The organism is Pseudoalteromonas sp. GCY, from assembly GCF_016695175.1.
In the GTDB taxonomy this organism is placed as follows: domain Bacteria; phylum Pseudomonadota; class Gammaproteobacteria; order Enterobacterales; family Alteromonadaceae; genus Pseudoalteromonas.
The window spans coordinates 878,331-889,414 of sequence record NZ_CP068022.1; the positions used below are offsets into that span (position 1 = coordinate 878,331).

The 11,084-nt window shown below is 43.7% G+C and carries 8 protein-coding genes; 1 reads left to right on the forward strand and 7 read right to left on the reverse strand.

The window, feature by feature from the left end:
- Positions 1 to 64: 64 nt before the first annotated feature.
- From JJQ94_RS03465 to JJQ94_RS03495, 7 genes are all read right to left on the reverse strand, one after another.
- Positions 65 to 1,048 (reverse strand): HD domain-containing phosphohydrolase, encoded by a 984-nt coding sequence (locus tag JJQ94_RS03465; protein WP_099031529.1) that lies wholly within the window; start codon positions 1,046 to 1,048, stop codon positions 65 to 67.
- On the reverse strand, positions 1,048 to 4,326 hold the full coding sequence (locus JJQ94_RS03470) for an MHYT domain-containing protein (RefSeq protein ID WP_099031528.1): 3,279 nt from the start codon (positions 4,324 to 4,326) through the stop codon (positions 1,048 to 1,050). The genes JJQ94_RS03465 and JJQ94_RS03470 overlap by 1 nt, the downstream gene beginning before the upstream one ends.
- 177 nt (positions 4,327 to 4,503) lie before the next feature.
- Positions 4,504 to 5,571, reverse strand: coding sequence for a lipocalin-like domain-containing protein (locus JJQ94_RS03475; RefSeq protein ID WP_099031527.1), 1,068 nt, complete (start codon positions 5,569 to 5,571; stop codon positions 4,504 to 4,506).
- Complete coding sequence (locus JJQ94_RS03480; protein WP_236596432.1) at positions 5,561 to 8,014, reverse strand: ABC transporter permease; 2,454 nt, start codon at positions 8,012 to 8,014, stop codon at positions 5,561 to 5,563. The genes JJQ94_RS03475 and JJQ94_RS03480 overlap by 11 nt, the downstream gene beginning before the upstream one ends.
- A gap of 4 nt (positions 8,015 to 8,018) precedes the next feature.
- Positions 8,019 to 8,675 (reverse strand): ABC transporter ATP-binding protein, encoded by a 657-nt coding sequence (locus JJQ94_RS03485; RefSeq protein WP_099031562.1) that lies wholly within the window; start codon positions 8,673 to 8,675, stop codon positions 8,019 to 8,021.
- A gap of 102 nt (positions 8,676 to 8,777) precedes the next feature.
- Positions 8,778 to 9,470, reverse strand: a complete 693-nt coding sequence (locus JJQ94_RS03490; protein ID WP_099031525.1) for an SDR family oxidoreductase — start codon at positions 9,468 to 9,470, stop codon at positions 8,778 to 8,780.
- Positions 9,471 to 9,612: 142 nt separating this feature from the next.
- The gene (locus JJQ94_RS03495; protein ID WP_099031524.1) at positions 9,613 to 9,999 is read right to left on the reverse strand and encodes an STAS/SEC14 domain-containing protein; all 387 of its coding nucleotides are present in this window, start codon (positions 9,997 to 9,999) and stop codon (positions 9,613 to 9,615) included.
- Between the two features lie 170 nt (positions 10,000 to 10,169).
- On the opposite strand from JJQ94_RS03495, the gene JJQ94_RS03500 reads away from it, so the two are divergent.
- Positions 10,170 to 10,973: a putative porin gene (locus tag JJQ94_RS03500; protein WP_099031523.1), complete on the forward strand. Its 804-nt coding sequence runs from the start codon at positions 10,170 to 10,172 to the stop codon at positions 10,971 to 10,973.
- Positions 10,974 to 11,084 lie beyond the last annotated feature (111 nt).

Below are 11,084 nucleotides of genomic sequence, written 5' to 3' on the forward strand. Positions count from 1 at the left end.
CCTCTTTCTAAGCTCAAAAGTATCAACCAAGCTATCTCAATTAACCAACAAAGATAAACTACCCTTAGTCATACTGCGCTTTAATTTTTAGGATTTCAGGCAGGTTTTCATCGAGCAATTCAACTAATTTTGGGTCAAAGTGCGTACCGCTTTCAGAATGAATGAAGGCCAATGCCTTTTCAATAGGCCAAGCCTCTTTGTATGGGCGCTTTGAAGTAAGTGCATCAAACACGTCTGCAAGTGCACAGATCCGTCCTTCAAGTGAGATTTCTTCCCCTTTTAATCCCTTTGGATAACCGCTTCCATCAAATTTCTCGTGGTGCTCCATTGCCATTAAATATGCAAGCTTGACGAGTTTTGAATCAGAGTCCGCGAGTATACTTGCACCCAGCTCAGCATGTTGTTTCATCACCTCATACTCTTCGGCATCTAAACGTCCGGGTTTCAGTAAAATGCTGTCGGCAATTCCGACCTTGCCAATATCGTGCATCGGGGCGGCGAGCATCAAATCTTCCGCATACGCTTCCGGTAAACCACAAGCTTTAGCAAGCACAAAGCAGTAGCGGCTCATTCTTGCAATATGTTGGCCTGTTTCATTGTCTTTGTATTCCGCCGCCTGACCGAGCCGTTGCATCAGTTCAACGTATGCACTTTTAAGCTCAGTGGCACTGACTAAAGACAAGTGCGTCTTCACTCGAGCTCTAGTTATTGCAGGGCTGATAGGCTTTGTAATGTAATCAACACCACCTAACTCAAAACCTCGAGCTTCGTCAAACTCTTCACTTAAGGCGGTCACAAAAATCACTGGGATCCTCGCCGTGGTAGGGTCTTCTTTTAATTTAGAGCAGACTTCAAAGCCTGTCATTTCCGGCATCATAACATCGAGTAAAATTAAGTTAGGTAGTTCCTTATCAACTAACTCCAACGCCAATTTTCCTGACTTTGCAAACTTCATACGATATTGATTGCCCAGCGTTTGCTTTAGAATTTGCAAATTTGTCGCTTCATCGTCAACAGCTAGGATCAGAGGCTTGTGGTCATTTATCATTACACATCAGTACTCATTAATTGTGCGAGAATTTCCTCCGCACGTTCAAATTCAAAATCATCCAATGCATGTTTCAACGCCTCTACCTGGCTTCGGTAAGTGAGGGGGGCACTCTCTAGCAAAGCGTCAAGCACATCATCCTCGACTTGTGCCTCATCTATCATCTCTTTTACTTGTGGCAAGTTTTGCTTAAACAAAAAAACGTCGCCCTCACTCAACGCGTTGGTCACGACTTCTTCATCACTCAGACCAACCACGTCGTCTAACTTTTCAATAATGAGCGCCATTTTGGCTCTCAAGCGCTCGTCAATTTCCTTTTTGCGCTCTATTTGCTCAAGCAAACCAAATAGCGTCTCCAAAGCCAAGTTTCCGGCAACGCCTTTGATAGTATGAATACTCTGTAGTACATCATTCGTAAACTGACCTTCGTGCGCAAAGAGCGCTATCACTTCTTCTCTTTTACCTTCCCAAAAACGCGCCAACTCTTTTAAAAACCGAGCCTCACTGCCCCACAAATTTATTGCTCTAGCTCTATTTATAAGCTGTTTGTTGGTGGTTTGCCTTACTCTAATCGCCGTATGAGCAATATTGATATTGAGCGTCTCAGCAATGGTGCGAGTTAAATCTTCTATCACCACCGGTTTTGAGGCAAATGCAGCCATACCAGCAGCTTTTGCAGCGGCTCTATCCTCGCCCAACACACTCGCGGTGAGTGCTATTACCGGTGTCTCTTGTTGCCTATTTTCTCGTTCATATGCTTTGATAGCGCGCGTCGCCTCAAGTCCATCACAACCCGGCATATGAATATCCATTAGAATAAGGTCGTATTGTTGCGCTTTTGCTTTTTCGATGGCCTCAAGCCCATCTCCTGCGACCTCTATACTATGACCTTGCTTTTCAAGTAATAAGCTCAACAATTCGGTATTTTGTTGAATATCATCAGCAACCAATATATTTAACGGGGGAAGTTCAACATGAACATCTTGCGCTATTGTGAATGCCGCTATTTTCTTAAGAGGCACTGTAAAGTAGAAAGTAGACCCTTTTCCAATCTCACTGTGAGCCCATATTTTTCCACCCATTAACTCGACTAGCTGGCGACTAATGGTCGTCCCAAGGCCTGTGCCACCAAAGCGGCGACTCATGCTCTCGTCGGCCTGCTCAAAGGGGTTGAAAATAGAATCTAGTCTATCGTTGGCAATCCCTATACCTGTGTCTGCAATTTTAAACAGTACATAATCGTCATGAGAGGATTCAACACAAAGCTCTACACTGCCCTGTGCAGTAAACTTAATGGCATTACCCAATAAATTAACCAATACCTGCCGTAAGCGGTCTGAAGCACCATGATAAGTTTGATGCAAACTGTGACTCATCGTGAGCTCTAGTTTTAAGCCCTTTTTCTTTGCTTGATACCAAAACGTCGATACCACGTTGTCGAGTAGCTCAGAAATACAGAAATCATTTTCAATCAGGTCGAGCTTGCCTTGGTCCAGCTTAGCAGAGTCTAAAATATCATTAAGTAAATGCAACAGCGCCTTTGCACTGGTAAGTATCGTATTTACATGCTTACTTTGATCAGGCTTCAGTTCAGACTCTCTCAATACTTCACTGAATCCTAAAATGGCGTTCATCGGCGTGCGAATTTCATGACTCATGTTCGCCAAAAACGCTTGCTTGGAAGCCGCTGCGCTTTCAGCGATGCTTTTCGCGGCACGTAGTTCGTCTTCCATGTTCTTGCGCTCACTAATATCAAGTAATACGCCCGCAATGCCCTCAACTTTACCCGCTTGATCGTATTCAAATGAACCTTTATCAAGCACCCACTTGGTATGGCCTGACTTGTGTAATATTCGATATTCCTGCGAGTAACTCGCTTTGCCGCATTGCAGTGCTTGTTCAACCACATCGTGCGTTAAGCTTTTATCGTCTTCAATAATCAAGCTGGCAAAATGAACTTGCCCAGAAATAAACTCCTCTGCTCGATAGCCTGTAAGCTGCTCGACAATGGGACTTACGAACGACATTGTCCATTCGCTATCAATCCGGCAGCGAAACGCCACGCCTGGCATGTTATTTAATAGTGTTCGATAACGCGTTTCCTGCTCAATCAGCGCTTTTTCCATTTGCTTTTGGGCTGTTAGGTCAGTGATAAAACCCACATAAAACGCACTTTGGTCTTTTAGCTCAACCTCTCCTATCCCCAATCGGATAGGCACCAAATGCCCTTGCTTGTGTCGCGCCTTGATTTCACGACCAACCCCTTTAAATTGCTCAAGGTAAGTACTGTCGAATGATACTTTCGTTTGCGCTTCTTTAGGTAAAAACACCGCAACATTGCGACCAAGCGTTTCTCGCTCAGACCATCCTAAAATTCGTTCAACTAACGGGTTACAGCTCTTAATGATACCGTGACTATTGATAGTGATGATCCCGTCAACGGCCGTTTCTAGGATCGCCGCAAGCCTAGATTCATTAGCGGCTTTGTCTGCAGCCACCGAACGGTACTTGCTCGCGGTATGAATAAGCGCAGATAAAGCGCTAATGATCATACTGACAGCAGCAATAAACAATGCGAGTGACTGTGTGTGCTGATCTTGCATTTCTTGGCTGATTATTGGTGAGTCAGATACAAATTTTGCCGCCTGCATACCTGTGTAGTGCATTCCCGATACCGATGCACCAAGCGCCAAAGCTCCTAACCATCTGACGATACTCGTATTGTTATCGCTGACATAATTGCGCAGCTTACTTCTCGCTTGAATTGCAATGAAAGCGAGTGACACTGCAACAATAATTGATAAACCAAAAAGTGTAGGGTCATAGCCCAACATAGGGCCAAGCTGCATGGCTTCCATACCGCTATAGTGCATGGTGCCAATACCGGCCCCCAAAATGACAGCGGCAAGCCCCTTAACTGCAAGTGTGACATTTGGTCGTGTTATCAAATCAAACGAAACCCAACAGCCTAAGAAAGCAGGGAAGATAGACGCCGCAGTAAGCCAAGGATCGTAATCCACTTCAACACAGAGCGAGAACGCTAACATGCCAATGAAGTGCATACTCCAAATACCACCAGCCATGGCCACAGCACCGCCAAATTTTGCGAGTCTATTTATACGGCTATTTTGATTTTGCTCAGCAAAGTCGATCTGGATAAGCGTAAAAAATGAGGCAATAACGGCCACAAGCACAGATAATGCCACAAGCGTAGCATCATAAGTTCCGTTGAGTAGCAACTCTGGTGCGGGATCGGTTACAAAAAACGTATTTAACATAGCAACACAGATAGTAAGATATTCTTAGAGTCTAGCTTTCTAGGACTGAGTTTGACAGAAAAAAGCGCTGTCAAAACAAGATTTCAGGATAAATTCATGTTTATTGTGGGCTAGTACTATCTCACTAGGAGATTTAAAGACAATATAGGTACAAGCTATCGGTATAGCCAATGCGGGCTATTCGTATCCGACTAGCTCAGCGTACCCTTCACCGGTATAGCCGCCGGACACTTTTACTCTTCCTTCCCAATACGGGATAGTCAGCTGGTTTCTCGCATCACGATTGGTACTTTCGATCAGAATAACAGGACCGTGCTTTAGCCGTAGTTGCCATTTAAATGGATAGCTTACTCCATCTACCGAAACCTGCTCCAAAACACTTAATTGAATATCCTTATGCGCTATTTCTGTCGCTCTACCCTCAGCTGTAATTTCAGTGCCTCGACAATCTTTGTAGACTTGTTTGCTATCACGAATGCAAAATACCATTAGTGCGCCATTCGACCTGTCTTGACCCCGAATGCTAAACCAGTCCCAGCCGCGTTGTGCTTTACTGATAAACGAGGAAGACCATTCTCTATCGAGCCACGCGTCACCGCTGACTTGATGTGTTTCACCTTGAAAATTAAGCTCACCCGTAACGCTTAAAAAAGGATAGCTATAGTACATGGAGGCATGGCCGTCGGACGTTTTTTCACTGTAGCCATTCTTTCCATGTAGTACTATCGGACTTTCTCTCAGTGTTAAATTAACACGACTGCTTTCTTCCTCAGCATGGAGCGTTAACGGAAAAAATGTTTCCGTCTCGCTGCGCAAATACCAATTATCTAGTTGCGTGATAAATGGGTCTGCTTGAATTTTTACTTGTCCTGCTCTGCCATAACGTTCGAAGGCTTGGTGCCTTGTATTATCTTGAATTGCAAAATGCGCAAAGTATAACTCACCATCCCACCATGGACTGGCATATTGACCGCTGACAACTGAGGTTCTAAATAACGTCCATTGAACACCAAACTCTTGTCCTGAAGCACTTTTTAAGTTTGCAGTAACATACCACCATTCAATGCCTTGGTCCGGATGACTGCCATGATCAAGTGGAAAACGTAATTGGTATGAAGGAGAAACGGGATCACCTAATTCAAGATTGAAAAAATCATTTTTTGAATTAGGGGCTTCTGATGATTCCGGTGTGCAGCCGACTCCTACGATTAACAGTAATAAAACGATAAAATAATTAGTCTTCATACAACAGATCCGCAGTATCGTAACGACTCAGTTTGAGTAGAGGTAGTACACTAACCAGCAAAGCTAAACCAAAAATTAGGGTGATAAAAACTGCGATCTCAAGATAAGGTAATAGAAAAGGGATCGTCCAACCGAAGCCAATTGGCATCACAAATTTAAGCAAGATCCACCCGAGCATTCCCCCAAGTATCGTCGCCTGCACTAAACTCACCAGCAGAATAACACCGCTTTGCCCTAATTTAATGGCAAACGCTTGCCAAGTTGTAACGCCTAATGTTTTTAAGATGGCCAATGGTTGAATTTGCTTAGCGCCGAGAGTCAGTAATGATACCCATAGCCCAAATAACGCGATAGCAACTATCATTAAATTTAACGCGTGTGTTGCGTAAAACGTATGTTCAAACAAACGCGTAGCGTATTGTTTAAAGCGCTGATTTTGAACCACTTGAGAGTCGTTTAAATGGAATTGCTGTATGACCTTTTGCTTAAATAAAGCGGTATCAATATCTGGCTTTAGAACAATTGAAAAACCATATTCTTCATAGTTAAGCCCTGCGTTTTCAATTGCGTCACTAACGGCAACGAACACCACACGCTGTTCACCATAATCGTAATAAAAACCCGTTATCTCACAGTTAATATGCTTTTTGCCTTGCTGCAACCGAATACGCTGACCCAACTTTACGCCATACAATAATTTGCTTGGCTCATTAGCAAGGCACCCACTCACGTTCTTATTCGCATCATAGTAAAGCACCTTGTTATTAGGTGGCGATCCCGAAAGCAACATCAGATTGTAGTGATGTTCGCCAGAGCGACCGAAGCTTATCAAGCTCGCTGATTGAGTACCTTGTTGATGTGAGCTCAGGCCATAACTTATCTCTGCACGCCAAAATACACCGACCTTTTCAATATCCTGTTGGCTTAAGAGCCATTGATATTGCACATCAGAGACTTCACTAGGCCTCACATATAGATCTGCGCTAAGGCGACCATCTAAATGGATCTGCAAAGCTGAACTAAAGCTGCTCACCATAATTTGTAACCCTACGGAAGTGCCAACCGCAAGCAATACGGCATAAACACTGATTGCAAGAACTCTGATCTGCTCGCCACTGTCTGCTTTCATCCATTTAACTAGTGGATGTTGAGTTGGAATACCTTTAAACGCGGCTCGTAGTACCATTGGTGTTATCATAAAAGAGAGTAACAGAAGGCAAACGCATAACCCAAGTGCATGAAATGGCGCTTCGCTACCAAGATAAAAATACCCAGCGGCCACAGCCAGTAGACTTCCACTCACTATTTTACTCTGCCAAGATTTATAAAAAGTAAGAGGCTTTACTTGGCAATATGCCACACTTGCGAGTACCAAAAGGTTTAACACAAATGCTTGCAGCACGACTAACCAACTGAAATTAACCGGTAAACGCCTATCTAACGCGAACAAGCTTTCTAACGCCATAGAGATCTCGCTCACCAATAAGTTCGCCCCCAAGAAAGCCACACCTGCGCCCACCAGTGCGGCAATCAAGCTTAAGACGAGCACCTCAATGACTACCGCTGCGACTACATTTGCTTGAACACATCCGAGTAGTGTGAGTTGCTGATGTAGTTTTTTTCTCGCGTGCAGACAAAGCTTTATGGCGTTAAAACTTAAAAAAGCGCCAACCACGTAGCCCAGGAATGCAAGTGCTTGCAGGTTGAAGAAAAACGCCTTCGACAACGAGTCGAATGACTGAGCTTGTGCACTTTGCAACTGTGCTTCATCACGTAAAATCTGCCTAACTTTTGCCTCATCCAATACTGCATTTGAGATCTCTATATAACTCATCCGACCTAATGAATTCAGTAAATGGTCAACTAATGCAATATCGGCTAATGCGGTATCACCAGTCAGTTCCGATAAAACAATGAAGTGTACATCCGTATCAAGAAGCTTGATCACTTCATGCCTTCTGAGCGACAACTGTTGAGCCATCGTGTCAGATACGTAAATTGTGTTAAATCCAAATTGTAATGATGCAGTTTGGTTGCCTGACTTGTCTCCCTGTAATTGCGCTTTAGGCACAGACAGCCATTGCAAAGTATTAACCCCTTTGATGCGGAGCCTGTTCCCGCTCGGCAGGGTCAGCACGCCTTCCAAAACTGGCTCAGCAGATACGACTCCTGCGTTTCGAAGCGCCGTCCATACATCGCCAGTCAACATCTCGCGACCTACGCTTGGCCGAACAAAATGACTAATTGGATTGTTAATAAGTGCGCTGGTTTGCTGATAGCGATCTGTTGCTTCTTGATTTAGTCCTCGAATTGAGCCAAGCAAAGCACTACCCAAAGATAAGCCAAAAACGAATAGTAAAAACAACCAAAGATGCCTTTTGTAGAACTGGATAAAAACCGTGAGTACCAGCCTAATTTCTGATAACGCGCTCAGCCGTTCCATCGTTTTAGCCATAAGCACGGTTATTTTGAATGGTGATTTTTCTATCTAGGCTGTCAGCAAGGTGTTGGCTGTGCGTAACCATAAGCAAGTTAACGCCTTGCTCTTCGCACAGCTCACGCAGAAGTGATACCACTTCTTCGCTTTTCGCAGCATCTAAGTTTCCCGTCGGCTCATCGGCCAGCAATAACTTAGGCTTGTTGATCATGGCACGTGCGATACCAACTCGCTGCTGCTCGCCACCTGACAATTGCTGAGGCAAGGCTGTTAATTTATGTAAAATCCCCAAGCGCTCTGCCAGCGCATTAACATCGTTTGGTTTGGGGTTCAATTGATTGAGCTGTGCTTGAAAGACAATATTGTCGTAGACGGATAGAGGTGCAAGCAATTGATAGTGTTGAAATATCATCCCTAACTCGCGGCGATATAGCGCCTGTTCGGTATCATTAAACTGAGTAATATCCCGGCCATCAATAATAATACTGCCGCTATCGGGCCTTAATAAACCACCAATCAGATGGATAAGTGTGGTTTTACCCGATCCGCTATCACCAACAATCGCGACCTGTTCCTTAGCAGCAATACTGAGACCAAGCTTATCTAATACAGCTCGATTCACTTCACCATCACGACGCGTAAAGACCAAATTTTGAACTTCTACCACTGTTTGCACATTCCTTTACTACTGTGTGGACGCTACTCAACGCATCTGTCTCATTGATTAGCCAAAACCTTTTATTTCTGGTGTTAGCTTAGCTAGCTGTTATTACCATGGAATAGCATCGCCGCCGTAATCATAAAAACCTCCACTTTGTGCATCCACAAAATGTGATAACACGGAATAGATCCCATTTGCAGACTCGTCTGGGGTAATTAACGCGTTAGGGCCACCCATTTCCGTTTGGACCCAGCCTGGGTGAATAGCGACGGTGCGGATCCCTTCACCCAGTAAATCATTTGATAAGCTTTTTACCACTGAATTTAATGCAGCCTTAGAGCTGCGATAGATATAGCCGCCGCCTTTGGTATTCATGGTGTGACTGCCTACCTTAGAGGAAATGGCCGCAAAAATTTTTTCATTGCCGTTACAAAGATGGGTGTAAAATAGCTCTGCGAGTCGCATGGTGGAGAATACATTAACCTCCATCACTTCTCGCCACGCTTCTATATCTGTTTCACCAAATGCATAGTCTTTCGGCCCATAAATACCCGCATTGTTGATAACGATATCGATAGCTACGGGAGCCAGTTTCTCACTTAATTCTTCCATCTGGTCGTAATTGGTCACATCTAAGGCAAACACTTGGAGTTCAGGAAAAGTTGGCGCGAGAGAATTCAGCTCTGAAGCAATAAGCGGGTCTCGACAAGTTGCTAATACGTGCCAACCAGCCTGCAGATAGGTTTTAGTTAACGCAAGTCCAATACCGCGGTTTGCACCAGTGATCAGTATTTTTTTCACAGTTGAAGCTCCTAAGCCGTTATGACAAAAGCCAATGGTGTTAATTCACTATACTGATGATAGGTTGAATAATCCACTTTTTGGACGCGTGACTAGCGTCTTGAGTCACAACGCATAAATCATGAATTTAATTCAACTTTAATCAATCTCGCTCATTAAGCCAATTCAGTGCATCTTCTTTATCATCAAAATATTTCACTTTACCAGTAACAAACCAGTTACCTATTGTTGCAGCAAGTCGATGCCAATTTTTGCCGCCATATATTGCTACTTTGGCAAATTCAGTGCTATGCTCAAAGGCGAGTCGGAAGTCATCCCACATGGCCCTTGGTTCCCAGCCTTCAAAATCAGTCGCATCAAGAAATGCATAGATTTTAGGCGTTGTTACGGCTTTTAGTGCACTCTCGATTATTGGTGTAATAACAACATAATCTTCATGAGTGAGTTTACCTGTAGGCTTAAGTGTGAGATAAATATCATCTCCAAAGCGCTCAGTGCCTATTGATATACCATGGAATGAATTCTTCATTTTCACTTCCTTTATATTTATCTTATAGATAAAAAGCATAATTAAGTCTCAGCTTTTTTGCCAATATCCAAACTTTTTTCATTATTGTCAGCTTCCGTTCAGATTTCTAATACTACCATGCGCGCCGTTGAGTCGATGTAGCTCAATATATGGAAATTAAAGGGATGACTATGAATAAACTACTATCTATCGCAGCTGTTTCACTACTTGTTTCAGCAGCAGCTCAGGCTAACACTGGTAACGTACAAAAAGAGTGGTTCAACGCCGCTAGTTACACAGATTATGACTATGATGGCTCTGACAACCGCGCACTGATGCTTTCTTCTCGCTATTTCTTCGCACCTCAAGAATCAGTAGGCGTATGGGATGACTTTGGCTACCTTGATACGGACAGCAATGTAGGCGTAAGTTACTTTAACGATGACTTCTCGAATGCTTTCGCAGCACATGGTGAAGGCTTTATCACTAAAGAATGGTTTGTAACTGCTAGCATCTCAGATCTTGGCGAAGTTGACGACCATTACTCTTTCGGTTTTGGTTACCTTTACAATGACAACCTAAAGCTAAGCGTTCGCCAAGAAGAGTTTGAAAACGGTGATACCACTTGGTTCAAAGCTGAGTACAATCACGAACTAAATTCTACAGATTACATCGGTTTCACAGTTGAAACTGAAGACGAGTTTGATTACCTAAACCTAAGTGCACGTTACTTCATGCACGTTGGTGGTGACAGCTACTTCACAATCGACGTAGAGCACAACCGCATCGATACTGATGGTTTTGACGACAACGTAACAAACGTGCTTGCAAACTACTACTTCACTCGCAACTTTGCGCTTGGTCTAGGTTCATATGATTCAGACTTAGCGGTAGAAGCTAAATACTTCTTCAACGACACTTACTACCTTAAAGGCAGTGTCGTTGACACAGACGGCGGTGAAACAAGCAACCTAACTTTTGTTGCTCAGTTCTAAATCAACACATGATTGAGGTACATCTGTACCTCCCCCAACTACTCAACACCTCTTCGCGACCACACTCCGCGTTGGGGTGTTTTTTCACATTTTGAAACAAGCTACTCATCT